25 protein-coding genes are annotated in these 26,412 nt (G+C 33.3%); 15 read left to right on the forward strand and 10 right to left on the reverse strand.

The features are described 5' to 3' along the window. Positions 1-306: 306 nt before the first annotated feature. The 4 genes from ACFO3N_RS07875 to ACFO3N_RS07890 all read right to left on the reverse strand — a co-directional run bounded on the left by ACFO3N_RS07875 (position 307) and on the right by ACFO3N_RS07890 (position 5,222). Positions 307-1,704, reverse strand: coding sequence for a TolC family protein (locus ACFO3N_RS07875; RefSeq protein ID WP_379796651.1), 1,398 nt, complete (start codon positions 1,702-1,704; stop codon positions 307-309). A 1-nt stretch (position 1,705) separates the two neighbouring features. Further along, positions 1,706-3,058 carry an HlyD family secretion protein gene (locus tag ACFO3N_RS07880; protein WP_095929012.1) on the reverse strand — a complete coding sequence of 451 codons (1,353 nt, stop codon included), beginning with the start codon at positions 3,056-3,058 and terminating at the stop codon, positions 1,706-1,708. A gap of 2 nt (positions 3,059-3,060) precedes the next feature. Further along, positions 3,061-4,716, reverse strand: a complete 1,656-nt coding sequence (locus tag ACFO3N_RS07885; RefSeq protein WP_379796653.1) for a peptidase domain-containing ABC transporter — start codon at positions 4,714-4,716, stop codon at positions 3,061-3,063. Between the two features lie 101 nt (positions 4,717-4,817). After that, positions 4,818-5,222, reverse strand: coding sequence for a hypothetical protein (locus ACFO3N_RS07890; RefSeq protein WP_379796655.1), 405 nt, complete (start codon positions 5,220-5,222; stop codon positions 4,818-4,820). A gap of 358 nt (positions 5,223-5,580) precedes the next feature. Between ACFO3N_RS07890 and ACFO3N_RS07895 the strand changes: the two genes are divergently transcribed. Then, a complete protein-coding gene (locus ACFO3N_RS07895) occupies positions 5,581-6,075 on the forward strand; it encodes a DUF1810 domain-containing protein (protein WP_379796657.1) in 495 nt (164 codons plus the stop codon). 307 nt (positions 6,076-6,382) lie between these two features. Here the strand turns inward: ACFO3N_RS07895 and ACFO3N_RS07900 are convergent, their stop codons facing one another. Further along, complete coding sequence (locus tag ACFO3N_RS07900; protein ID WP_379796659.1) at positions 6,383-6,976, reverse strand: murein L,D-transpeptidase catalytic domain-containing protein; 594 nt, start codon at positions 6,974-6,976, stop codon at positions 6,383-6,385. 203 nt (positions 6,977-7,179) lie between these two features. Here ACFO3N_RS07900 and pdxR point away from each other — a divergent pair, with 203 nt between their 5' ends. Beyond that, complete coding sequence (gene pdxR, locus ACFO3N_RS07905) at positions 7,180-8,589, forward strand: MocR-like pyridoxine biosynthesis transcription factor PdxR (RefSeq protein ID WP_379796661.1); 1,410 nt, start codon at positions 7,180-7,182, stop codon at positions 8,587-8,589. Between the two features lie 419 nt (positions 8,590-9,008). On the opposite strand, the gene ACFO3N_RS07910 is transcribed toward pdxR, so the two are convergent. Continuing rightward, entirely contained in the window at positions 9,009-9,272 is a 264-nt protein-coding gene (locus ACFO3N_RS07910) for a DUF2024 family protein (RefSeq protein ID WP_095929017.1), read from the reverse strand. A gap of 162 nt (positions 9,273-9,434) precedes the next feature. Between ACFO3N_RS07910 and ACFO3N_RS07915 the strand changes: the two genes are divergently transcribed. Together ACFO3N_RS07915 and ACFO3N_RS07920 are read left to right on the forward strand one after the other, a co-directional pair. Then, entirely contained in the window at positions 9,435-10,166 is a 732-nt protein-coding gene (locus tag ACFO3N_RS07915; protein ID WP_379796664.1) for a YggS family pyridoxal phosphate-dependent enzyme, read from the forward strand. A 29-nt stretch (positions 10,167-10,195) separates the two neighbouring features. Continuing rightward, positions 10,196-10,903, forward strand: a complete 708-nt coding sequence (locus ACFO3N_RS07920) for an AAA family ATPase (protein ID WP_379796666.1) — start codon at positions 10,196-10,198, stop codon at positions 10,901-10,903. A gap of 211 nt (positions 10,904-11,114) precedes the next feature. On the opposite strand, the gene ACFO3N_RS07925 is transcribed toward ACFO3N_RS07920, so the two are convergent. Continuing rightward, on the reverse strand, positions 11,115-12,560 hold the full coding sequence (locus ACFO3N_RS07925) for a glycosyltransferase (protein ID WP_095929020.1): 1,446 nt from the start codon (positions 12,558-12,560) through the stop codon (positions 11,115-11,117). Positions 12,561-13,063: 503 nt separating this feature from the next. Here ACFO3N_RS07925 and ACFO3N_RS07930 point away from each other — a divergent pair. Both ACFO3N_RS07930 and ACFO3N_RS07935 read left to right on the forward strand, forming a co-directional pair. Further along, positions 13,064-13,510, forward strand: a complete 447-nt coding sequence (locus tag ACFO3N_RS07930; RefSeq protein ID WP_379796668.1) for a response regulator — start codon at positions 13,064-13,066, stop codon at positions 13,508-13,510. Between the two features lie 12 nt (positions 13,511-13,522). Further along, complete coding sequence (locus ACFO3N_RS07935; protein WP_379796670.1) at positions 13,523-17,542, forward strand: PAS domain S-box protein; 4,020 nt, start codon at positions 13,523-13,525, stop codon at positions 17,540-17,542. A gap of 88 nt (positions 17,543-17,630) precedes the next feature. Here the strand turns inward: ACFO3N_RS07935 and ACFO3N_RS07940 are convergent, their stop codons facing one another. Beyond that, a complete protein-coding gene (locus ACFO3N_RS07940; protein WP_250836993.1) occupies positions 17,631-18,047 on the reverse strand; it encodes a lipocalin family protein in 417 nt (138 codons plus the stop codon). 118 nt (positions 18,048-18,165) lie between these two features. Then, on the reverse strand, positions 18,166-19,167 hold the full coding sequence (locus ACFO3N_RS07945; protein WP_379796673.1) for a hypothetical protein: 1,002 nt from the start codon (positions 19,165-19,167) through the stop codon (positions 18,166-18,168). Between the two features lie 88 nt (positions 19,168-19,255). Between ACFO3N_RS07945 and ACFO3N_RS07950 the strand changes: the two genes are divergently transcribed. The 9 genes from ACFO3N_RS07950 to ACFO3N_RS07990 all read left to right on the forward strand — a co-directional run bounded on the left by ACFO3N_RS07950 (position 19,256) and on the right by ACFO3N_RS07990 (position 25,570). Beyond that, complete coding sequence (locus tag ACFO3N_RS07950) at positions 19,256-19,510, forward strand: hypothetical protein (RefSeq protein WP_379796675.1); 255 nt, start codon at positions 19,256-19,258, stop codon at positions 19,508-19,510. 11 nt (positions 19,511-19,521) lie between these two features. Further along, positions 19,522-19,707: a hypothetical protein gene (locus ACFO3N_RS07955; protein WP_379796677.1), complete on the forward strand. Its 186-nt coding sequence runs from the start codon at positions 19,522-19,524 to the stop codon at positions 19,705-19,707. A gap of 53 nt (positions 19,708-19,760) precedes the next feature. Further along, positions 19,761-21,470: a tetratricopeptide repeat-containing sensor histidine kinase gene (locus ACFO3N_RS07960; RefSeq protein WP_379796679.1), complete on the forward strand. Its 1,710-nt coding sequence runs from the start codon at positions 19,761-19,763 to the stop codon at positions 21,468-21,470. 6 nt (positions 21,471-21,476) lie between these two features. Then, complete coding sequence (locus ACFO3N_RS07965) at positions 21,477-22,145, forward strand: response regulator (protein ID WP_379796681.1); 669 nt, start codon at positions 21,477-21,479, stop codon at positions 22,143-22,145. A gap of 157 nt (positions 22,146-22,302) precedes the next feature. Continuing rightward, entirely contained in the window at positions 22,303-22,905 is a 603-nt protein-coding gene (locus tag ACFO3N_RS07970; protein ID WP_379796683.1) for a PH domain-containing protein, read from the forward strand. Positions 22,906-22,908: 3 nt separating this feature from the next. Next, positions 22,909-23,118 (forward strand): TM2 domain-containing protein, encoded by a 210-nt coding sequence (locus ACFO3N_RS07975; protein WP_379796686.1) that lies wholly within the window; start codon positions 22,909-22,911, stop codon positions 23,116-23,118. A 254-nt stretch (positions 23,119-23,372) separates the two neighbouring features. Continuing rightward, entirely contained in the window at positions 23,373-23,786 is a 414-nt protein-coding gene (locus ACFO3N_RS07980) for a single stranded DNA-binding domain-containing protein (RefSeq protein WP_379796689.1), read from the forward strand. A gap of 10 nt (positions 23,787-23,796) precedes the next feature. Next, a complete protein-coding gene (locus tag ACFO3N_RS07985) occupies positions 23,797-24,006 on the forward strand; it encodes a hypothetical protein (RefSeq protein WP_379796691.1) in 210 nt (69 codons plus the stop codon). Positions 24,007-24,217: 211 nt separating this feature from the next. Continuing rightward, on the forward strand, positions 24,218-25,570 hold the full coding sequence (locus tag ACFO3N_RS07990) for a GH1 family beta-glucosidase (protein ID WP_379796694.1): 1,353 nt from the start codon (positions 24,218-24,220) through the stop codon (positions 25,568-25,570). Between the two features lie 124 nt (positions 25,571-25,694). Here the strand turns inward: ACFO3N_RS07990 and ACFO3N_RS07995 are convergent, their stop codons facing one another. Further along, on the reverse strand, positions 25,695-26,057 hold the full coding sequence (locus ACFO3N_RS07995) for a hypothetical protein (RefSeq protein WP_379796696.1): 363 nt from the start codon (positions 26,055-26,057) through the stop codon (positions 25,695-25,697). Positions 26,058-26,412: the final 355 nt, after the last annotated feature.

A 26,412-nucleotide genomic window follows, 5' to 3' on the forward strand; every position in this document is an offset into this window, starting at 1 on the left:
TCAAAAAAAAGCTTTAGAAAATATCTAAAGCTTTTTTAACTCAAATTCTGAAAAAATTAATATAATGCAGACAGGTACAAAGCTGACTGTTATTTTTGTGTACATACAATATCTTTCGCCCTTACAGGGTTATTTTATAAATCAAAAATACATTCCTATAAATATTTCGTCTCGCTGGGACGTTTTACAGCTCTGGAAGAGCGAAATATTTATAACTAAATCTACGTCCCCTAAATTCAAAAGCTCCAGAGGAGCGACATATTAAATCACTGCCATTTCAACTATTCGATTATACATCAAAAATTATTAATCTGGATTTGCTAATATTTTGTACAATTCGGCATTCGACAGATAAAACTGATTCTCTAAACTTATTTGCGACAATTTTGCGCTAACCAAATTGTTTTCTCTCGAATTGATTAAGAAAATCGAACTCTCGCCGAATGAAAATAATTTTTCTTCTGAATTCAACATCGTCATATAATCTTGTACAAGATTGTCGATTACCACTTTCTGTTTTCTTAATGAAGCAATTTCTGTCTGCTGGGCTTTGATTTTATTTTTAAGTTCCAATCGCTGCTGTCCAATATCATATTGCATGTCCTGAATTTTCAGTTTAGCCATTTTTAAACTTCCACGTTCTTTTCTTAAGAAAATTGGAAAGCTGAAATCGATGTTAAACTTATAATCATCGGCGTTGAAATTATTCCAGTAATTGGGTTCTGAAATGTAATTGTAGCCCACATTTATTTTGGGAAGCAATGAATTGGCTTTCAACTGGCGATTGACCTCCAAAATATCCATTTTAGTTTCTAAAGATTGAATCTTTGGGTGAGAATCTAATGATTCAACATCGACCATCATGGCATCCGTTTTTAAAGTTTCCTCAATGGTCTGAATTAGGTTTTGTTCTGGTTTTACCAAATCTCCCAATTCAACCGGAACATTTTCAATCCATAAAAAATTGGCCAATTTCAGTTTTGCTTTCGCTAATTTCAAATTTCCGTTTTCAACATTCAGTTCTCTGTTTCTTACTGTTATTTTAGCTTCAACGCTGTCAATTGCTGGTGCATCTCCGGCTGCGATTAGTTTTTTAACACCTTCAAAACGAGTACTAGCAAAGCCTAAATAGTTTTTATACAATTCTGCTTCGTTATAACTTCTTCTCCATTCAAAATAAGCTTCACTTGCTTGATATAAAACTTCAATTGCTCTCAATTTTCGCTGTGCATCACTCAGTTTTACCTGAAGTTTTCCTTCGCGAACATCGGCCATTCTTTGGTTAATGAACATTCCCTGCCCCAGAGCAACATTAATTCCGAGCGAAGTTAAACCTGCTTCTGGAGTTTTGTTCTGCGGATTGTAATATTCTCCACTTGTATCGTCAAAACCTGCTTTTACTTCAATTCCATACCAAGTCGGAATTTTGAAACTGCTGTTTAATAACGAATAATATTCTGTGCCTTTAAATTCTTTCTTATTGTAATCTACTTCCAATTTTGGATCAAATCCGCCTCGAGCCATCATCAATTTTGCCTGAGCATTTGTCACTTCAAGATTGGCTTGTTTTACCAACGGGTGATATTTTTTTACATATCCCAAGTACTCGATAAAAGTAAGTTCCTCTTGATTAAAATTCTGGCTATGAAGTGTAGAAAAACAAAATAGTATTAAGAAAGAAAACAATTTTACAAGATTTCTCATTTTACTTTTTCTCCTTTCCTTTATCTTCTTTTTCTCCTGAATTATAATAGTTTGGCGGAAAACCATTTAAGTTTCGCCAAATCTCGTACCATACCGAAACGGTTTCTAGCAATGCAATACTTTGCGCACCTGCACCAATACTCAATTCTTTTGGCCAGTGACGATCTTCTCCATCTGGTGACACTAAAATTCTATATTTCCCGTTCGGACTTATAAAGTTTTCTATCGCTACAACTTTACCTCCGTAAGTTCCATAAGATAATCCAGGCCATCCAGAAAATACGATTCTAGGCCATCCATCAAACCAAACACGAACTTTTGCACCTCGATGCACCAGCGGTAAATCGATTGGATCTACGTAAGTTTCTACCGCAATATCATATTTAGAAGGCATAATGCTCACAACAGGAGTTCCTTCTTTAATCGTTTCTCCAAGACCAGCCAATAAAGCACGGTTTACATAACCGCTCTGTGGCGCTGTAATATAATATAAACCGTTTCTAAGTCTGTAATTGGTATATTGGTTTTCTAATTTATTTACCTGAGCTTCTGTATCGTATTGCGTACTTAAAGCCGTAAATTTATCGCTTCTTGATTTTGATATTTTTTCAGCATATTCAGCAGTAATTCTATTGATTTCTACTTTTGCATTTATCAATTCATTTTTACTGCTTAATAATTTATTTTCCTGCGTAATCACATACGCTTCTGACTCTTGCAATTTTAATCTTTTTTGCTCGACATCAGTCAGCGGTTTAAGACCTTCTTTGTTTAAAGCAGTCGAACGGTCAAATTGCGTTTTTGCAATTCGAAGCTGAGTTTTTACCGCCACAAGATCCATACTGTCACTTTTTATTTTCAATTGTGACTGACGAATTTTGTTTTGCGCTTGCTGCAATTTCAACTGTCTTTCCGTGTTAAGCGACTGCGCCTGTACATCAAGAGAGTTTACTTTATCGCCATACGATTCTACTGCCATTTTTTTGGCATCTACTTGCTGTTTGGTATTATTAACCAAATTAGGATCTAGATAATCTTCTTTGATCTCCGAAATAAAAAGAATTGTATCTCCTTTTTTTACATAATCTCCTTCTTTTACAAACCATTTCTCTATACGTCCTGCAATGGCATTATGAACCGTTTGTGGTCTTTGATCTGGTTTTAAAGTCGTTACAGAACCTGTTCCTGAAATATTCTGCGTCCAAGGCAAGAAAAGACATAAGACAGCGAAAATCAAAAATCCGATTATGACTTTATTTAAAATTGCGTAATGTGGTCTACGAGCAACACTTGTAATCGATTTGTATTGCCCTGGCGTTATAAGTACGTTGTTATCTTTAGATAGGTTGAGCATGATTAAAGCTTTATGTCGTTAATAATTTTTCCGTCATCAATCGTAATCATACGACTGCATTTGCTTTTCCAAATATCATTTTTAGAAGTTACAATAACAGTCCAGTCATTTTCTTCCGAAAGTAAAAAGTCTACAATTTTACTCGAAGTCAAATCGTCCATTTTGTCAACTGGATCTTCTAAGAATAAGATATTCGGTTTACCCACAATACTTCTTGCCAAAAGAATTTTTTGAACATCAGAAGCAGATAGTTCACGACCTCCAGGATGAATTTGATTCTCCAACCCGTTTTCAAAAGTTTTAATATATGGAGTAAGGCCGACATTATCTAAAGCCCATTTTAAATCATCGCTGTTTAATTTTTCATTTCCAAAAACAATATTTTCACGAATTGTTCCTGCAAAAAGTGTATCGCCTTGCAAGAATGTACCTGCCTGCGCTCTATATGTATCTTCGTTAAGACGATTCATATAATTATCAGTTACGTACATCGCTCCACTTTCTGGTTCTAAAACCCCCGAAAGCAATCTTAGCAAAGTACTTTTTCCTGCACCATTTGTTCCTGTAAGAATGATTTTTTCTCCTTGAGAGATTTTTAAATTGATATTCTTCAGTGATTTTTTGTTGTGTTCTGGATAATGGTAATTGATGCTTTCGGTCTCAATATTGATTCCTTTTTCCGTTTTATCTGAAGTTTGAGGAATGCATGAAATTTCCATATCAGTCACCTGACCAATTTTTTCAACAGAAGTCAATACATCGTAGAAAGACTCTAATCCGAAGATGATTTTTTCTACCGAGTTGATCAATAATACAATTACGATTTCAGCTGCTACGAACTGCCCTATGTTCATTTGGTGGTGAATTACCAGAAAACCACCGATCGATAATAAGGCAGCAGTAACAATTACTTTAAAAATAGTCAGCTGAATATATTGTTTCTTCATTACCTGAAAGTGTTTTTCACGGTAATTTACATAGCTGGTTGCGTATTGGTCATTTCTTTCCAAAGCATATTCAAAAGCCCCTTTTCTGCGGAAACTTTCTCTATTTCTAGCAATTTCCTGAAGCCATGCTGCCACTTTATATTTAAATTTTGATTCGTTCAAACTGGTTTCGAGACCGTCTTTATACGAAAATTTAAAAATGACATATAATATGACAATAAATAAAAGTCCAATTACCATAAAGAAAGAATGATAAAGAACCAATAGAATAATCCCCAGACCAACCTGAAGGAATGCGGTGCAGAAATCAAGCAATAGTTTTGCAGTGCCTTTTTGTACCATTAAAGTATCAAAAAAACGATTGGCTTTTTCGGGAGCATATTCCGAATACATTTCTTTAAATTTTATTAAAGGCATTCTGTACGCAAACTCGAAAGAAGAGCGTACAAAAATTCGCTGCTGCAGATTCTCTACAATTCGCAACTGCAAAATCGTAAGAACTCCGCCAAAACCAACACCAACCGTCACTAGAATCACGAGAATAATCCACGAGACGCTCAGCTGTCCGCTTTGAATAAAATTAATAATAGCTTGGATTCCCAAAGGCAGAGAAAGATTGACTAACCCTGCAAATGCAGCATAGAAGATAATTTGATACACATCGCGCTTATCGAGCTGCAATAAGTTATAAAAACGTTTAAATGGTGTCATGAATTTAAGTATAAATACAGGATTATTACATAGAATAAATATACGGCAAAAACCGCAATTCTGGATTAAGATTTTTATCCCAATCCTTAAAAAACAAGTATTTATGAATTCACCCTAGGAGGCGGTATGTCTATTTTACCATGAAAACCAAACGAAAAGATAGTATTATCAATATATTTTTTCCCTTCTGATTCTATTAGAAAACAAAAATGAGGCATCAAAGATTCTGATGAAATCAAATATTCCATTAAAGGAATGCCTTTTGCTAATTTGGCCGTTTTAGTGTCCTTTGTTTTGTAGTCGTCCAGTTCTTCTGGGATTCCATCACACTTGAAGATTTTTTTCAGAAAGTTGCAGGTAATGCCTTTTACCGTGTAGGTTTCGGCGTTATCGCTTAAGATTCTTCCAACACTATTAGAGATATTTAAACTGCTAATTAGAAAATAGCCAACAAGCAATGCCTGAAGGCATTTACATAAAAAGCTATTTTTAATTTCGTTCAACATACTCTAAAAAAGGCTAAAAGTTTAATTGCATCACATGGTTTTGAATCAAAATCTCAGTGATTTAAGGCGTTTATTATATTTTTTCTGAGCGCGCAATTTAGAACCAATTTTTTTGCAGAACATTAAAATAACATTAGAATTTAGAATCATTCAAAACTTTAAAATTATATTAACAAGGCATTCTTACAGACCTATCGGAATTATGTAAGGACAAACTACAATTCTATAACTCAGAACGCTATCGGCATTCTACTTTTGGTATTCGAAAAATTTAATACAATTCTTTAAAAAAAATATATTACAAGTGTTACCGATTAAACAAATTAGATTTACTAACCATTTAATACAGAATCAAGAGATGACTTACGCAAAAAATGATTTGACCCGATTTTTAGATGCGCAAAATAAACTTTATCTGACAGCATTATCTGAAATAAAAAAAGGTAAAAAAGAAACCCATTGGATGTGGTTCATTTTTCCGCAGATCAAAGGACTTGGCAAAAGTGCTCTTTCTGAATATTATGCCGTTGCAGATCTTAAAGAAGCTACTGAATTTTTAAAGCATCCGATTTTATCGAAACATTTAATTGAGATCTCTAAATTGCTGCTGACCTTAAAAAAGAAGTCTGCCGAAGGAATTTTAGGAGAACTGGGTGCAAGAAAACTGCATTCTTCTATGAGTTTATTTGTTCAAGTAGAAAATGCACATCCTGTTTTTCAGGAAGTATTAGACACTTTCTTTTATGGTCATTTGGATCAATTAACTTTAAATTTTACCGCTACCGATAAAATGTTCCTAGCGGAACAAGGAAATATATTAAACAATCATTCCGTAGGAATGTTTCATCAGTAAATGCCAGTGTTCTGCCAGACACGGTACTTTCTTAATTCTTAGGACGAAAAAGGGAATAGCTCGTAAACTATTCCTTTTTTTTGCAAATAATTTTCTACTTGCCCATTTTCTTATCTTAAGTCAAAAATCACCTTTTCTAAAAGTTTCAATTGTAGTATTTTCTATAATTAAATCAATGTCTGCAGGTTTGAATCTGTTCAATTGTTCTAGAAATTTCCGAAGCAGATCGTTCATGATTTCTTCTTTTGCATTAGATGAAATTTACATTTTTTCTTCTATATAAAAATAGGAAAACAATTCTTTCAATCTAATAATAAATATTCAGGATAATATTCGACTTCGAATTATCGATAATTTTTTCAAGTCTTTTAAAAAACACCTCACTAACCATAGGACATCCTTGGCTAAGGGCAATATAATGATCCTGTTCACTTTCTGGAACTGCAGAATATGAATGCAATACAATCATTCTTTTAACGGCATTATTATTCGTTTGGTCCAGCCCTTTTAAAACATAAGCTTTTCCAAAAATTCCTCTATACGATTTTCCTATTGCGTAACATCCAAGCGAAGTGCATTTAGAATTCGGTTCGTTGCTAAATTTCAATTCTCCTTTTACACCCGTTTCAGAACCTGCGCCATTTGCTACTAATCCTTCATCAATTACTTTGTCGTTTTCAAGATCATAAACAAAGAATCTATTTTTACCCGATTTAATTCTCATATCAATAAAAAATGCGATTTTAGAATTATAAACTCCAGAAGCGCTCATTTTTTTTACATTTTCAATCTGTTGATTAAAACGTTCTATATCAGAATCCTCTATCGTATTTTCTTCTTTTGGTTTTGGGTTGCCAAAAACACACGCTGTTATTAGGATTATTATACTTACTATTTTCATAAACCTTTCATTTTTAAAACATTAAAAATCAATTATTTGACGATGCAAAATTAAAATGAGAGTTTCGAAAAAATGTTTCCTAAAAGTCTAAAAAACAACAGAATAAGGTATTTCTTTTAGCATAAATATCACTATTATTCCATCAAAAAAGGTTAATTTTGGACTACTGAATAAACTAAATTTAGCAACAACAAACAGTCCAGATGCTTCGACCTTGGCCATTACAAATTCATTTAGATAAAAAATCAGATAAAGCGATTTACCTGCAGATTGCCGATGCTGTAATTGACGCTATCAAAACAGGAAAACTGGTCAACGGAAATGCATTGCCCGGTAGCAGACAATTGGCTGAATTACTGAAAGTAAATCGAAATACTGTTGTAGAAGCTTTAGATGTTTTAACTGCTGAAGGCTGGCTGGTAACCATTGACCGAAAAGGAACTTTTGTAACAGAATCGCTCCCAAAAATCAGTCATTCGTCAGAAAATGAAAAAGAGCAAAAAGTTGAAGTTGAAGATCCTATAAGTTTTTTAGTTTTTGATGATGGACTTCCTGATAGCCGATTGGCACCAATGAATGATTTGGCTAGAGCGTATCGCGAATTATTTAGCCGAAAATCACGCTGGCAGATTATGGGTTACAGCAGCGAATTGGGAAATTTAGAATTCAGAAAATCAATTGCTCAAATGCTTAATTTTAAACGCGGCATGAGTATTTTTCACGATCAAATCTGTATTACACGCGGAAGCCAAATGGCGATGTATCTTGCCTCTCATTGTATTTTAAAATCAGGCGATTTTGTTTTGGTTGAAAATCCTGGGTACAAACCCGCTTGGGAAGCTTTTGAAAACGCAGGTGCAACTCTACTTCCTGTAAATATAGAATCGGATGGATTGGATATCGATCAAGTCGAAAAATATTTGCAGCATAAAAATATAAAGGCAATTTATGTTACCCCTCATCATCAATTTCCAACTACTGTTACCTTGTCTCTAAAAAAGAGATTAAAATTGATCGAACTTTCCAATCAATATCATTTTACGATTATTGAAGACGATTACGATAATGAATTTCATTTCGGACTAAGACCAATACTTCCTATTTCGAGTTATTCGGGTCTGAAAAACTATATTTATATTGGAACTTTTAGCAAAATTGTTGCTCCGGCATTACGTATTGGATATTTAGTCAGTTCGCATGAGAATGTTTTAAACATTGGAAATCATAGAAAAATCATCGATGTCCAAGGTGACAATATTATGGAAGAGGCAATTTTAAGCCTTATTAATGAAGGCAAAATAAAGCGCCACCTTAAAAAAGCCAATTTGGTTTATAAAAGCAAACGAGATTTCTTCGAAAGCTTATTAAATCGATATCTTCAAAATAAAATTACTTTCACAAAACCCGAAGGCGGACTTGCATTTTGGATTGTTCCAAAAGAAGATTGTAATGTTTTAGAAATTTTTGAGAAGCTAAAATCGCAAGGCATTCAAATCATGAGCCCAAACCGATTTAGTTTTGATGAAACCATTAAAGGTTTTCGTCTGGGTTATGCTTCTCTTTCTGAAAAACAAATGGAAGAAGGAATTATAGTGCTTTCTAAATTGTTGTGAAAAGCCCTTCGACTTCGCTCAGGGTGACATAAATCGCTGTCTGGCTGAGCGGAGTCGAAGCCTTTCTAGTCATCAGTTTCTTTTAAAAACTAATTACAGTTTTCCATCTCTATTATAGAAAACCCATTAGACACAGATTGTACGGATTTGTTTCGCAAAGACGCGGAAAAAAACCTAATTTTAAAATCTGCGTCAATCCGCGTTTTCGCTATAGCGAATCTGTTTTATCCGCGTTCAATTAACTATACATAAAAGACTAAAAATTACATTATAGTATATGTCTATCAAAAACAGGAACTAAAATTAGACACAGATTACACGGATTTGCTTCGCAAAGACGCGGAAAAAAACTGATTTTAAAATCTGCGTTAATCCACGCTTTCGCGATAGCGAATCTGTTTTATCTGCGTTCAATTAAGTTAATTACAGTTTTCCATCTCTATAATAGAAAACCCATTTTCCCGAATCTGATTTTCTACTTCAATCGGCGCTTTATCAATATGGCAAAAACGACATTCTTTAGAAGACAAAGTTTGTCCTTCTTGTGCGACACTTTTCAGGTACTTTTTTCCATATTCGTATACCTGCTCTGCATCGTTAACATTTTCGTCTACCAAAATATCAAAGTGCATAATTTTTCCGTCTTTGCGGGTTACATAGGTATCCCAAACTGCTATTTTCATGTTTTTTTAGTTTCTAAGTTACTAAGCCTCTAAGCGACTAAGTTTTATTATTTTATGAAACAAATTTACGGTGGATATAAAAGTCGTGAATCATCCAGTTTTTTCATTTTTTGAGATGTACTGGTCCAGTAGAATTTTATGGTTTCCATTTAATTTTGCAATATGAAAAACGATATTATTTTTAATTTAATTAAAGTGCATCAACGCATTGAAAATGCTTGCAAGATTGCTGGAAGAAATCCTGAAGATGTTCAGCTTTTATTGGCAACCAAAACTGTTCCTGCCGAAAAAATACGAATCGCGATAGAAGCTGGCGAAACTTTAATGGGCGAAAACAAAATGCAGGAATTGCGAGATAAAAATGATGTGTTAAAAAATCTCCCTATTGAAAGGCATTTTATTGGACATCTCCAAACGAACAAAGTAAAAGATGTTTTGAAATATGTTACCTGCATTCAATCTTTGGACAGAATCAATTTGGCTGATGAATTGCACAAACAGCTTCAAAACCAAAACAGAAAATTGGATGTTTTTGTTCAAGTCAATACTTCCTACGAAAAAAGCAAATTCGGATTGGCGCCAGAAGACGTTTTATCTTTCATCAAAAAAATAAAAACGTACGAAACCCTAAATATTAAAGGTTTAATGAGCATTGGGCTTTTGGATGTTGAAAAAGAAAAAATGATTCCGTCGTTACGACTTCTAAGAACCATACGAGATGAGATTTATTCACAAGGGATCGAAGGCTTACAAGATTTAAAACTTTCTATGGGAATGTCTCAAGATTTGGAACTTGCCATTGCAGAAGGTTCTAATATGGTGAGAATTGGAACGTCAATCTTTGGAAACCGTTTTTTAGGAAAAGAAATCTGGAACGAAAACATTGCAGAATAAAACTTAATTTTGCAGCAAATTAAAAGCAGATGAACCTGAATGATCTTACCGTAATTGATACTGAAAAAATTGCTTTAGACGATTTGTTTTTTAGCGAAGAAAATAAAGCAGCTTTGCTTCAGATTATCAAAGAACATCAATATATCGACGAACTAAAACAATATAATCTTAAAGTTGATAACAAGATTTTACTGCACGGTAGTTCTGGCTGCGGTAAAACGACAACCGCAAAAGCGATTGCCCATACTTTAAACAAAAAGATTATCATTGTCAACCTCAGCACTGTTGTGGATTCTAGAATAGGCGAAACTTCTAAAAACTTAAAAGCTATTTTTGATAAAGCTATTCGCGAAAGAGCCGTTTTATTTTTAGATGAATTTGACCAAATTGGAAAAAGCCGTGACAGCGACGACAAAGATGTGGGCGAAATGAGACGTTTGGTCAACACAATTATTCAGCTTTTTGATTATTTCCCTTCAGATAGTTTATTGATCTGTGCAACCAATCATTACGAAATAATAGATAGCGCTTTACTGCGAAGATTTCAACTTCGCTTGAAATATGAAATGCCTTCAGAAAAACAGTTGGATATTTATTATGATAAAATCTTAAGCACTTTTCCAGAGCATTTTCAGAATATCGAAAGACGTTATTCTGTTTCTTATGCCGAAGCTCTAGATTATACCAATACCACAATGAAAAGGCAGATTATTGCTGCACTTGATTCTAACGCATAAAAATCCTCAAATTTCACCAACGAAACGTTCCTACGGAACGTAATTGAATTGGACGCCATTTTTTTTTCTACCGATGAAACGTTCCTACGGAACGTATAATTGAAAGTGTGAATTTTAATTTTAGAAAATGCTATAATAGAAAACCCGCTGACACTACAGCGGGTTTTCATTGGGCGGAGTTTTATATAATAGAATGAATAGTGTACTAAATTTATAGTCCTCTTGTCAACCAGCCTTTTTTGTTGGCTGTTGCAATGGCATAAGGCGCAATCCAGAATAAACTGAAAGTGTAAAAAACACTGTAAGAATAAGCCCAGAAAGATTCTGAAAGCGTGTATCTTTTTGCGTAAAACAACATTGAAAAACTTGAAAAGATTAATATTGCCATTAATGTTGAACTTAAAAATAACACTGGGTGAACCGCGATAAAGTAAAACATAAACAATAGAAATGGATACGTCATTGCAATTTTAAAAAACTGATTTAAAAACAGCATTCTTGGTCCAAATTTTGAATCTTTTCTAAAATCTTTGAAAACAAATTTTGCCATCATAAGATTTTCACGAACGTTACTTCTCGCCCATCTAATGAACATTTTGTATAATCCTTTGTATTCTTCCGGAACATTAGTTAATACTACTGCATTTCTTTGAAATTTCACTTCAAAACCTTGTTTCAAAATCATATTGGTAAGAGCGCGATCTTCTCCAATATCTGATGGCTGCCCCATAAAAGTTTGGTTGATCCATTCTGGAAGACAGTTGAAAACGGCATCTCTTTTGTACGCTGCCAAAGCACCTGGCGTACATAATACAGAACCTAATTCACTTTCTGCAGAACGTTGGAATTCGAAACTCATTACGAAACTTACATTAAGCATTTTTGGTAAAATTGCTTTTTTGTTGTTCAAAACCTGAACGTTTCCTGCAACTGCACCACATTTTTTGTTTACTACAAATGGGCTAACTAGGTTTCTTAGAGTATCTTTTTTCACAATAGAATCACTATCTACAGTTACAAAAATTTCTCCTGTTCCTAATTTAAATCCTCTGTATAACGCTTGGCGTTTTCCTTGGTTTTTAGGCTGCTGAAAAATCGTTACACGATCTCCCAATTTTGCTTTTGCTTCTTGCATCCAATACCAAGTATCATCTTTACTTCCATCGTCAATAGCCAAAAGCTGTAATTTTTCTGCTGGATAATCGCTTTCTGCAAGGCTCAATAAAGTGTCCCAAACTAGTTTTCCTTCATTGTATGCTGGAACGATAATCGTACACGTTGGCAATAAATCGTCTGAAACCGACGGAATTGCTTTGTATCTTAAGTACAAATAAGAGCTATACAAGAAAACTCCTGTTTGGTAGAAAAACAATATTGTCGTGATTATTAAAAATGGCAATCCCCAAGTCGAAGCAATTCTTTCAAAATGAAATTGTTCGAAATCATCTTGCAATTGAATTACCATAAAGACACCTGCAAGTAATAATAAGAATGTTGCAATAAGAACCGCTAATCCGAAAGGACTTGTTGGTCTTTCTACATGTACTTTTTGTGATTTTTCGTTGGTTCTAAAAAAAGAACCGTTTAATGTTTTTTCGCTGATAGCTGAACTGCTGTTCGCATAAAATTGTTCTGAGATAATTGTTTCGCTTTTCATGCTTATACTCCTTTTTTAATTTCCTTAATTGGGCTTTTAGCAAAATCTTCTTCCTTTCAAAAACGGATACATTAGAGATTTTGACATTAACACAATTTGCAAGCGGCATGCCAATACGGTTTTAAACTGGTATAGAGCCGTTTAGAAAAATAAGATCAAAAAAGAGTGTGTAATTATTTTACACTTTTTGGATACGGTATACACTAAAAAGATAATTTTTTAAATGAAAGAAGTGAGATTCCAGAAGGGTTTACAGTATTTTCTGTCCTATTTGGTAAAGAAAGACGAATCTCAAAAAGCATGTCTTAAAAACATAAAATAGCAAGAATGAATAAAACGTAATTACTAAACTAAAATTGCATAAAAGAAAGAAAACAATCTAATTTTCCGTTTATTTAGGTCTTTTAAAAAACATTCTTCATAAAAAAACAAGAAGTTTTACTGAAAAAAGTTAAATTTATCCTAGTAAAATTCAAAACACTAAATTTTAAGGAGACTAAAAAATGACCAAAGAGCATTATTATCTTTTATTGGCTGATGATGACGAAGATGACTGCCTTTTCTTTAAAGAAGCTCTCGACGAAATAACAATTAGCACTACTCTATCAGTGGTACACGACGGCGTGCAATTGATGAATTATTTAAAAACTAATAGTACCAATCTTCCTGATGTCCTTTTTTTAGACTTAAACATGCCTCTAAAAAATGGTTTGGAATGTCTGGCTGAAATAAAAGACAACGAAAACTTAAAAAATCTGCCAATTATTATATTTTCTACTTCGCTAGACAGCGAAATCGTTGATAAGTTATATCTAAAAGGCGCTTCATTTTATATTCGAAAGCCTGGAGAATTTTCTAAACTCAAAAATGTAATAGAAAAAGCCCTAACCATTGCACCCGAAAATAGTTTCAAACAGCCCGAAAGAGCTAATTTCATTTTGCAACCTTAATCTTCTCTGAAAATGAACCGCAAACAAAAGGAACATTATTTTCTTTCCGAAGGTGGAGAAATGGGAGAATTAATTCGTTCCGCAGATTGGAGTAAAACCCCTTTGGGTAACACTGAAAAGTGGCCTCAAAGTTTAAAAACAATGACTGCAATGATGCTGGGCAATCCGTTTGGAATGTACATTGCATGGGGAAAAAATTATACTCAAATCTATAATGATGCTTTTCGTCCTATTTTGGGCGCTTCTAAACATCCAGAAGCTCTAGGCGGAAGTTCTAAAGATACATTTGCAGAAATCTGGGATACCATTGGACCTCTATTTACCGATGTCATGAAAGGACATGCGGTAAGTTTCCCTGATTTCAAAGTGCCACTTAATAGAAATGGCTATACAGAAGATTGCTTTTTTGATTTTTCGTACAGTCCCATAAAAATAGAAGATGGATCTGTTGGAGGTATTTTGGTTACTGTTATTGAAACCACAGAAAAGAAAATCGTTGCAGACGCTTTGCATGAAAGTAATGCGCGATTCATCAATAATATTATGCAAGCTCCGGTGGCAATGTCCATTTTTAGAGGTGAAGATCATATCGTTGAAATCGCTAACGACCAAATGCTGAGGCTTTGGGATGCAAAAGCAGAAAACATTATTAATAAACCTATTTTTGAAGTTCTTCCCGAATTAAAAAAACAAGGACTTGATGAAATTCTGCAAAACGTTTTTATCTCTGGTAAAAAAGTCATTACAGAAGAACTTTTTATTCCTTTAAGTCGAGACGGCCAAACCGAAAATACTTATATCAATTTTGTTTACGAAGCTTTACGCGAAAAAGACGGAAGTATTTCTGGCGTTGCAGCAATTGCTACAGAAGTTACCGCTCAAGTTTTGGCTCGTGCTAAAGTGGAAGAAAGCGAACAAAAAATAAGACAACTGGTTGAAAACGCCCCTTTCCCGATTGGTGTTTATGTCGGAAAAGAAATGCGTATTGAACTTGCAAATGAATCTATTATAAAAATATGGGGAAAAGGCCCAGATGTAATTGGAAAAACCTACAGAGAAATTCTCCCCGAACTACAAAACCAGTCGGTATTTGAACAAGTTGAGTCGGTTTTTGAAACTGGACAATCTTTTCATTCGAGAAATTCTCGTATTGATCTTATGATCGATAATAAATTGCAATCTTTTTATTTCAATTACAGCTTTACGCCTTTATATGATCTGACTGGTAAAATTTACGGTGTAATGAATACCGCTGTAGAAATTACAGATTTATATTTGGCAAAACAAAAAATTGAAGAAAGCGACAAACGTTTCCGTAATACCGTAAAACAAGCTCCTGTTGGCATCACAATTCTTCGAGGCCCAGAATATATTGTGGAAATGGCCAATGAAGCTTATCTTAAACTTGTAGCTCGAGAAGAGGAATCTTTTGTCGGAAGACCATTGTATGATTCTCTTCCAGAAGTAAAAGAAACCGTTAGCGATTTATTAGACAATGTATTAAAAACTGGAATTCCGTTTCATGGAATTGAAGTTCCTGTTCCTTTAAACCGATACGGAAAAATCGAAACTGCTTATTTTGATTTTCTTTATCATCCGCTAAAAGAAGAAAACGGAACAATCTCGGGAATTTTGGTTACGGTTACCGAAGTAAGCGAAAAAGTGGAAGCCAGAAAAAAAATCGAACTTAACGAAGATCGTCTTAAAATTGTTGTAGAAGCCAGCGAATTGGGAACTTGGGAATTGAATGTTAAAACCAGAATACCTACTTATTCCAAAAGATATCTGCAAATTCTTGGTGGCTATACCGAAGATGTAATGCTTTCTCACGAAGAGTTGTTGGAGCATCTTCATCCTGATGATTTACATATTCGAAATAAAGGCTTTAAAGAAGCTCTAAGTTCTGGATTTTTAAATTATGAGGTTCGTGTTATCTGGAAGGATCAATCTATACATTGGATTGAAGGAAAAGGAAAAGTTTTTTATGATGAAAACCATCAGCCTCAAAAATTAATTGGAACTATTCGGGACATTACTGAAGAAAAAAAATACCAGCAAAAAATAGAAGAAAGCGAAAAGAAACTGCGCAATCTTATTATGCAATCGCCTGTTCCAAAAGCTATTTTGCGTGGAGATGATTTTGTAATCGAAATGGCCAATTTTGTATTACTGCATAATATTTGGAAAAGAGAAGCATCTGAAGTTGAAGGAAAAAAAATACTCGAATTATTTCCCGAACTCAACAAACAAAAATATGCCAAGTTATTAAGTAAAGTTTACGAATCTGGAGAAGTGTATTCAGAATCTGAATCGTTACTTTTTATTGCTAATGAAAATGGCGACAGTCAATTTTATGTTGATTTTGAATTTGCCCCGCTGCGCGAAAGTGACAATTCTATTTCTGGAATTAGAATGACATTAATTGACGTTTCTGAAAAAGTCGAAGCCCGAAAAAAAATCGAAGAAAGCGAGAAGAGATTCCGTTCGCTTACCGAAAGTATTCCGCAGCTAATCTGGGAAACCGACGCAGAAGGAAATGCACTTTTTACCTCAGGAAAATGGTTTGAATATACCGGAATAGAGCCTGGAGCCGAAGGTTCTTGGCAGAAAATGATTCACCCTGATGATTTTGACGAGAATGTAAAAATCTGGCAGCATGCTCTTGCAACCGGAGAAATGTATCGATGCGATGTACGCATGCATAGAAAAGACGGTTCGTACAGATGGCATACCGTTATTGGCGAACCTGTTTTAGGTCCTGATAATAAAATTTTAAAATGGGTTGGTGCGTTTACCGACATTCATACCGAAAAAGCTTTTACTCACGAACTCGAACAACAGGTTACTGCTCGTACAAAAGAACTCATTCAGATCAACGAATCACTCCGAAAAAGTGAAGAACGTTATCATTTAATGGTCGAAGAAATTCAGGAATATGCTATTTTGTACCTCAACCGTGAAGGTATTATTGAGAATTGGAACGCTGGTGCCGAAAAAATAAAAGGCTATAAAGCTGAGGAAATTGTCGGCAAATATTTGTCTATTTTTTATACCGAAGAAGATCAAAAAAATAATCTGCCTCAAAAACTTTTACAAATTGCAAGAGAAAAAGGAAAAGTGATTCATGAAGGATGGCGCGTACGTAAAAATGGCAGCTTGTTTTGGGCAAGCGTAGTGATAACGGCTGTTCATAATAAAAAAGGCGATGTTATTGGCTTTTCTAAAGTGACGCACGATTTAAATGAAAGAAAAAAAGCCGATGATAAATTAAAAATGAATGCACTCGAGCTAGAGCAGAAAAACAATGAATTGGAAGAAATGAACAAAGAGCTTCAGTCCTTTGCTTATATCTCCAGTCATGATTTGCAGGAACCACTTCGAAAAATACAGACTTTTGCTTCGCAGATTATCGAAAAAGAATCGGAAAATTTATCTGAAAACGGAAAAGATAAATTTAAACGAATGCAGAATGCTGCACAGCGAATGCAGACTTTAATTAATGATTTATTGGCTTATTCTAGAACAAATAGTCAAGAACGCATTTTTATAAAAACAGATCTGAGCCAAATTATTAAGGAGGTTAAAGAAGATTTAACGGAAGAATTAGAACAGAAAAGTGCCGTAATTGAAATCGGAGAAACCTCTGAAGTTGATGTTATTCCGTTTCAGTTCAAGCAATTACTATATAATTTAATCAGTAATTCATTGAAATTCTCAAATCCTGAAATTCCCATTTTAATTAAAATTACAAGCACAATTGCTTTTGGTCAAGATTTAGAAGAAGAAAAACTGATTCCAGCCAAAAAATATTGCCACATTAAAGTTTCAGATAACGGAATTGGTTTTGAAGCGCAATACAACAAAAAAATATTCGAAGTCTTTCAGCGTCTTCATGGCAGAGATCGTTACAACGGAACAGGAATCGGACTTGCTATTGTAAAAAAAATTGTAGAAAACCACAACGGAATTATAACCGCTTCTGGCATTCACAACGAAGGAGCTTCTTTTGACATTTATATCCCCGTCAATTAATTTTACTCCATAAAAAAACGGAAACTTCTTAATTGGAGTTTCCGTTTTCCATTTCAAAACAAATTGAAATTATCTCAAAACAATTTTATTATCTAGTATAAACAGTAATAATACCAGTTGTTTTGTCTTTAATTTTTAGTTCTTTGTTAGTAAGGTTCATGATATCGCTTGTTGAACTTAAATTTCCAACAGTAATAGTCAAATCATTATGAGATCTTACATAAGTTCCAGTAGTTTCTGTTAAAGCACAATCAGATCCACTATAATCACCAATAACTGCTGCATTACTTAATCTTAAATCTAAATAATCTCTATTACATCCTGCTGCATTTTCTGGTGCGTCAACCAATACTTCTTTTCCGTCTACAATTGTTCCTCTTTGGCTTAGATTATATTTACCTTGAATTGGTACAATTGTTTCTCCTTCATTATCGTCGCTACTACAAGAGGTTACGAACATTCCCGCGCTTAAGGCTAATACGAATAATATGCTTCTTTTTTTCATGATTTGTTTGTTTTTTATTTATTTAATTCAATAATGCTAAATTAAAAGGATATACTTACAAAAAATTCCATGATTTTAGGAATATTTTACATAAATCGCATTTTATGAATTTTTAAAATTAATTACATTTTGGCCTATTTGACAAATACTTATTAATAATATGTTGTGTTATTGGTTTTAAGAATCGTTGTCTGTTTTCTGGATAAGGGGCATGTTGATTATAACATTCTACAGAGTTTCCAATCTTAATATACCAAACTTTTGCTCTACCACTATCGTCAAAAAACTCAGTCGTATCACATACTTCAATCTTCTTTAAATCAAAATATCTGGCATCATAATAAGTATCGCAATAACCGTCGTCAGACCTTTCTATTTTTTCATAATGATCTCCCATCCATTGCATACAATCTTTTTGTGACATGTTTAAGTAAACGATTAAAATTAGTCCCAAGAGAAAAGCTGCAATTATTAAAGATCTTTTTAATCCAGAATTTGTCCCACCTTCTCCTACTTTCTTAATAGGAGTAAATATACCCGTTGGAATTTTTTCCAAATCCTGATTTTCATCTTGTTCTACTTCTTCAGCTTCATCTTGCTTTATTTCTTCATTTTTATCTTTTTCTACCTCATCATTTTTTAACTCAGGAAATTTTTCGGTTTCCACCTTATCAGGCAAAATATCAGAAAAAAATCCATTCTTATCATGATTAGTATCTCTTAGCTCTTCTATCAATTTCAAGTTCTCTGGATCAATTTCTTTTCTGAACTTATTAAAAGGTCTAGGTTGAAAATCTACCAAAATCGCTGCCATATCAACCACATCGATTTTATCTGGATCTGTTTCTCCCTTAAAAAATTTTTCTACTGGTCTAAATAGATCTGTCTCTTGCTTAAACTTATTTTTTGAACTAATATCAAAAGAAAGTCCAAGCAAAGAATTAAAGACATTCAAATCACTTGAAGGCATGTCGTTATTCGTAAATTTTTCCCAACATAACTTATTAAGTTTTCCTCTCGTTGGAGCATTCAAGAAAAAAAAATCATCACCATTTTTTGCTTCTTCATATTTTTCTTTAATAGCTTTTTTATATAAATCTTCCAAAGTATTGCTATGCATAGGCTTTATTTTTTTGATGTTTTAAGGACATATAAGGAATAATAGGGATTTCATAAAACTAAATCGGAAATCCCGGAAATCCGTATCAATGCAGGCTCAAAACGGTTGTTACTTTGCCTCAACAAAATTAGTTATCGCTTTGATCTGCAGGTCAAAAAGCAAATGTACAAAACTAGTTTATGTACCAAGTGCGGAAAACCGTAAGACGGATTTTATTCCGGGAAGTATAGATGAAAATCTTACTGTTCTACGCACTTCACTTCCCAAACAAAATTTGGTATTGCCATTTAAAAACCAACCTGAAAAAGATTTCGGGCAGCAATACCCATGTCCAATTTTTTAAAAATTAAAATCATGAAAAAATTAATTGTTATGGGTGCGTTTGCACTATTGAGTATTACATTATTTTCTTGCTCTGCTGATGAACTAGAAACAACTAAAGATAAAACTGAAGTACAAAAAGAGTCTATTCCGTCACAAGCGAATATTGGTCCAGATGATGATCCTATCACGGTTCCGCCACCACCAAAAAAACCATAATTTAAAAAGTTGTAATTTGTAATAAATTACTACTTTAGGGGAAAGTAACTTTTATGCTACGATCCCCTTTTTTTTGTTTGCTAATTGTTCTATTTTTCCTTTCCTGCAAAGAGAAAACAGTCGTTTCGCCTAAGCCTGATCCTACTCGAGAAGAAGCTTATAAACTTAGAGACGAAGGCATTCTCAATCTTCAAAACAAGAACTACAATAATGCTTTTTATAATTTCAATAAATCGAAAATAACATTTGAAAACTCTAAAGACAGTACCAATATTGTCTACAATCTGATTCAGATGGCTGGTATCCAGCAGATAAATGGCGATTTTTATGGAAGCAAAGAAACTTTGACCGAGGCTCTTCCCTATATTAAAAAGAAAGATATTTATAGCGTTTCGATTAACAACTTCTTCGGAATCGCCGATAAAGAACTTTCTTTATTCGAAGATGCCATTTACTATTACAACAAGGCTTTACAAGATTCTGAAAATGACGTTTTAAAACAATCTCCTTTAAATAACATTGCCGTCATTTACATTGAGCAGAAAAAATACAATAAGGCCATTCAAATTTTAGAACCTATACTTGCGAAAGATATTTTTCCTAAAGACGAATACATTATAAAAAAAGCTAGAATTTTAGATAATTTGGGATTTGCTTATTCAAAAAACGGAATGCCAGAAAAAGGACTTCCACTGATGGAAAAAGGATTAGCATTACGAAACCAAATAGATGATTTTTACGGAAGTATTGCCAGTAATTTACATTTGGCAGAATATTATGCATCGACCAATCCAAAAAAATCGAATCAGCACGCGCTTGAAGCTTACAAAACGGCTACAAAACTTCGCAGTATTGATGAACGTTTAAAGGCATTATCTTTTTTGATCTCCAATGATTCTGAAACTCAAAATACAGGATTTGCAAAAAAATTCGTTTTCTTAAATGATAGCATCATTACCATTCGAAATAATTATAAAAACAAGTTTGCCAAAATTAAATACGATTCTAAAAAAGAAAAAGACGAAAATCAGAAACTGCGATTAGAGAAAGCAGAAAATTTACTTGCTTTACAAAAAGCGCAATACCAAAAGATATTGTTTATAATTGGTATTACTTCGCTTTTTCTTTTATTGCTTTATTTAAGGAAATATTACCAGAACCGAAATCGAATTGAAAAAATAGAAACGGCGTATAATACCGAAACCCGAATTGCTAAAGATATTCATGATGAGCTGGCAAATGACGTTTTCAATGCCATTGCTTTTACACAGACACAGCCTCTAGAAAATGAAAGCACAAAAGAAACTTTGGTTCAAAAACTAGATACTATTTATTCGCGAGTTAGGGGAATTTCCAGGGAAAATAATGATATCGATACAGGTGCAAATTATGCGAAGAATTTAAAAGAAATGCTCTCGACTTATAATAGCAGTCAAACAAACGTTATTATTAATGGTGTCGATAAAATAAATTGGGATTCGGTTGAGGATTTAAAAAAGATTGCCATTCAGAGGGTTTTGCATGAATTAATGGTTAATATGAAAAAGCATAGCGAAGCTTCTGTTGTATCCATAAAATTTAATTCCAATTCCAATTCTCTCTTTATTGACTACAGCGATATTGGCAAAGGTTGCGAAAAATCAAAAATTATAAAAAATGGTCTGCAAAATATGGAAAACCGTATTTTGGCCTTAAAAGGAACTATTACTTTTGACACTGAACCGAATAAAGGTTTCAAAGTAAAAATAACAATGCCTAAATAAGAGCCTATGTTTAAAAAAGTAATTATTGCCGAAGATTTTGAAGAATTCAATTTAGCCGTAAAACAAACTTTGAGCGACCTCAACATTGCCAATTTTCAGCATGCAAAATATTGTGATGATGCCTTTCTAAAAATAAGAAAAGCTATTCAGGATAATGAACCTTTTGATTTATTGATTAGTGATCTTTCGTTTAAAAAAGACCATCGTGAAGTAAAAATTGGAAGTGGCGACGAATTAATTCAAAAAGTTCGTGAACTACAACCCAATATTAAGATTATAGCTTATTCTGTTGAAGATAAAAATGTTCGTATAAAATCACTTTTTGAAGATTCTGAAATTAATGCCTTTGTGCTAAAAGGCAGAAACAGTATTGAAGATCTCAGAAAAGCTCTTTCAATCATTTCAACTTCTGATCAAAAATTTATTTCTCCCGAAATAGCTTCTGCATTACAGGAAAAAGGCAACTATGAAATAGACGATGTCGATATTAAAATTTTAAAGTATTTATCTGCTGGAACATCTCAGGATGACATTATCGAAATTTTTAAAACCAGCGACATTAAACCCAATAGTAAAAGTGCGATGGAAAAAAGGTTATCAAAACTAAAAGATTTTTTCAAGGCAAATAATACCGTTCATTTGGTTTCAATCACAAAAGATATGGGAATTATTTAAATTCCTTATTACTCCATTTTCAAAGCTCCTTCGGGAGCTTTTTTTTATTCTTTCTTTTAAAAATTTATGAATTATGGATTTCCGTAAAATACTGGTTTTGATTGGTTTTACTTTTGGATTATGATTGAATTAGTAAACCCTTAAATACTATATACAAATGATAAACGATTTGAAAAAATTCTTAAATGAAGAACAGGATCCAAAAGCAGTAGAAAAGCTTTTAGGTAAAGTTACAGGTCTTCTTACATCCGGAGAACAGATAGAATATGTGGCTGTACAAAAAAAACCAGCAATTAATTTATCTCCAGATTGTATTGCTTTAACAAATAAAAGAATAATTTTTTGCAGACCTAAGAACTTAGGTTTATCCATGGATTTTCAAGACTATGCTTGGAAAGATATATTAGATTGTCATATGAAAGAAGGAATTATGGGAGCTACTTTCACAATGAAAACAATAAAAGGACAACTAAATATGTTAGATTACCTTCCAAAATCTCAAGCGAGAAAATTATATCAATTTGCTCAACAAAAAGAGGAAGAAATGGTAATTTATCGTCGTGAACATGATTTGGAAACTAAGAGAGCTATTGCGGGAGGAGGAATAACTGTAAATGCCGCTCTTTCTCCTTCTCAAAACATTGAACAAAAAGAGGATCCCCTTGAGACGCTTCAAAAATTGAAAAAGCTTTTAGACGGAGATATAATATCACAAGCAGAATTTGACACAAAAAAAGTAGAAATTTTATCTAAAATGTAAATTATGAAAAGTAGAGTAACAGCATTAATTTTGACCTTTTTTCTTGGAGGCATAGGAATTCATAAATTCTATTTAGGACAATCAGTACAAGGCATTTTTTATTTCTTATTTTGCTGGACTTTTATTCCATCAATATTAGCTTTATTTCAATTTATCGGTTTGCTCTTAATGTCTGATCATTCCTTTAATTTAAAATACAATAATGGTTTTTAATTTTTACAATTGAGATAACATTCTCCAAGGAAAAAAAATCCATTATTCCAAAAAAGCGACTAGTAAAACAAGTCCTTTAATATCGAAGTCCTGTGATGAGCTCCTTCGGGAGCTTTTTTATTGATTACTGATTTTCATAAAACACTGATTTTAAAAAATTTTACATTTTGAAAGGGCAATTTAAAATCAAGTACAAACACGTGTGAAAAAAAGCACAATTTTAAATAGATTTATCGCAACCAACCCCATCGCCTATGCAAAAAAACTACCTCATCTTACTTTTATTATTTGCCTTTTATTCCTGCCAAAAAGCTAGTGCTCCGCCTCCATTACCGCAAGTAAATTCATTTTACAAAAGCGCTATTAGCACTGACGACCGCAAAACTATTACAGCAGAAGAAGCCAAAACATATCATGTAAATCCTGTATATAAATACGAATACAGAACTGGGCATCCCGGACATTACAAGTACAACTATCATGTAAAAGGAATAAACATACTAGGCGATTCGGTTTTTGGAAACATTAATACAGAAGGAAAATACGGCGCGGGAATTTTAATAACAGACAGTGTTCCGGAATTGGAAATTAATACAGAATGGGTTTCTCACGGAAAACTAAAAGCTATTGATAAAAAAGGAAACGAATATAATCTAGTTGTCAAATAAAAATAAACTTATGAAATATACTTTACTCTTATTTTTTATTTTTTGCACTTCGTTCCGCCCTGTAGAAGACAACGTTTTTATCTGCGGGCCAACTGGGGCTAAAAAGTATCATTACAATGAAAATTGTCGTGGCTTAAGCTCTTGTAGTCACGGTAAGGTAAAAACTTCTTTAAAAAAGGCTAAAGGTTTAGGCTTGACACTTTGCGGATGGGAAGATTAAAGATCTTCCCATTTTAATATTTAATCATTTGATAATAATGCCTTTACAATAATTTCATATTAGTTTTTTTAATTTGGTATAAAACTAATCGTCATGAAATTATTCAATCTAAATTTTCTAGTTTCTTTCAAAGAATGGCTTTTCTTAAGAGCTATGCAATCTTCTTTCCTACATTAATAAATAGTTTATAAATAAAGGAAAGTACGATTGAATGAATAAAATTGAAAGCTCATTTCTGAACAAAAACCAATTTGGTAAAGATTTCTTGTGGGGTGTATCAACTGCCGCTTTCCAAATTGAAGGTGCGCATGATTCTGACGGAAAAGGTTCTTCTATCTGGGATGTTTTTACTTCTCAAAAAGGGAAAATTAAAAACGGTCATCATGCCATAACTGCTTGCGATTTCTACAACAATTATCCGGACGATATTGGTCTCATTAAGGAATTGAATATTCCTAATTTTAGATTTTCTATCAGCTGGCCGAGAATTATGCCTACAGGCGTTCATCCTATTAATCAAGCAGGAATCGATTATTACAACAAAATAATAGATTCGCTTCTAGCTTCTGGAATCGAACCTTGGATAACACTTTATCACTGGGATTTACCACACGATCTAGAAGTAAAAGGAGGTTGGACAAACCGAGAGTCTGTTTCTTGGTTTAAAGATTATGTTGAAGTCTGCGTACAGTATTTTGGCGATCGTGTAAAAAATTGGATGGTAATTAATGAACCTTCTGTCTTTACAGGCGCAGGTTATTTTTTAGGCATTCACGCGCCAGGCAAAAAAGGAATTTCGAATTACCTAAAAGCCATGCATCATGTTACTTTAGCAACTGCTGCTGGAGCCAAAATAATTCGAGAACGAATTTCTAATGCGAATATCGGAACCACTTTTTCGTGCACGCATATTGAACCTGCTACAGAAAGCTCAAAAGATGTCGAAGCCGCAAAACGTGTCGATACTTTATTAAACCGAACTTTTATAGAACCCATTTTAGGATTAGGTTATCCGCAGAAAGATCTTCCGGTTCTTAAAAAACTTAATAATTACATTTTAGAAGACGATTTAAACAATCTCGATTTCGATTTCGATTTCATTGGTTTGCAATGTTATACTCGTGAAGTGGTAAAATCGTCCATGTTGATTCCGTATATCGGTGCAGAATTAGTAAGTGCCGAAAAGCGAAATGTAATTTCTACCGATATGGGCTGGGAAGTTTATCCGCCAGCAATGTATCATATTCTCAAAAAGTTTAATGAATATGACGGAATCAGAAAAATCATTGTAACTGAAAACGGCGCTGCTTTTCCTGACACCGTTCAAAACGGAAAAGTGCACGATATAAAACGAACTCATTTTATTCAGGACAATTTAGAACAGATTTTAAAAGCAAAACAAGACGGCTTAAATGTCGATGGCTATTTTGTCTGGACTCTAACCGATAATTTTGAATGGGCCGAAGGATATAATGCCCGATTCGGATTAATTCACGTAGATTTTGAAACGCAAAAAAGAACGATAAAAAACTCTGGATTGTGGTTTAAGGATTTTTTATCTTGATTTTTTTTAACCGCAAAGCACGCAAAGAATAAACGCAAAGTTCGCAAAGCTATTTAAAGATGGAGCTTTGCGAACTTTGTGTTTACATATATGCTCTTTGCTTTTAAACTATACCCCAATAGTATTAAGACTTATATTTATAATTCTGTTTTAAAATTCCAACTTGGATTTTACCATTAGGTTTTAAGTTAGTTATAATCCTAATAAATTTCTCCTCGGGATATTTTACATCAAAACTAAAGGTTGTATCTTTTACTTTGACTTGAAGCAAATGTTTTCCTTCACCAGAAACTGACAGTCCGACTGTTTCGTAAGTTGGTAATGCTTCTGTAGCTTTTAAATTAATGTCTTGAACTTTTTCTTTATCTATAAACACTTCTAGTTTTATATTGTCCAATTTCATATTGGTTGGCTGTTCAAATGAGACAACATATTTTTTACAGCTGACGGTGCATAAAACGATTAGGAGTAATAGAAGCTTTTTCATAAAATGATGTTTTTGTAACTGATACTGGTAGATTCGAAATCTATTTTAATTTTATAAATATAGATAATTTTATTGCAATTCGGCTGCTCGAAAAAGCGACTTTTTCTGTCTTGTAAATGGAAAATAAGTGGGTTTCAAATTATCGAAAAAAAATACGTTTTTTAGACAAAAAAAAGTGCTATTTCATTGATTTTTATTAGGTTTAACGGGATTTTTTTCTTATCTTTATAGTGTAAATAACAGTAAATATATGCCGAAAAACGTACTTTTTAACTACCCAAATCACACCTCAAAAAATTATTCTTTTTATAGCTTCACGCATTTTATTTTTCAAAATGCAGTCAAAAATCGGTTA

The organism is Flavobacterium chungangensis, from assembly GCF_042654045.1.
GTDB lineage: Bacteria > Bacteroidota > Bacteroidia > Flavobacteriales > Flavobacteriaceae > Flavobacterium > Flavobacterium chungangensis.